Below are 243 nucleotides of genomic sequence, written 5' to 3'. Positions count from 1 at the left end.
GCACACTTCATGTTGGATTTAAGATTTTTACCGGCAGGCAGGCTGATGCCTTTCCTGTACAGACCAACGGCACTAAGCCCAATTCTCCAGCTATGCGTCAGCAGTGCTTCAGGGCGCCGTATCGGCTTCCAGTTTAAGCAGAAATGTCATGGCGCTAACACGGCTGCTGCCGCACATTTCGGCGCTGGGCTGTAAGTCGGCACAGACCGCCAGACGTAGCAGTGAACCAAAGATTTTGCAACG

General features: G+C 53.5%; 1 pseudogene. It reads right to left on the bottom strand.

The features are described from left to right. Positions 1–108: 108 nt before the first annotated feature. Positions 109–243 (bottom strand): annotated as a pseudogene (locus tag KVT28_RS27995) (YkgJ family cysteine cluster protein); the annotation flags it as partial.

This window comes from Pantoea sp. GbtcB22, from assembly GCF_019091025.1.
In the GTDB taxonomy this organism is placed as follows: domain Bacteria; phylum Pseudomonadota; class Gammaproteobacteria; order Enterobacterales; family Enterobacteriaceae; genus Pantoea; species Pantoea leporis.
This window is presented reverse-complemented; position numbering and strand designations above follow the sequence as displayed.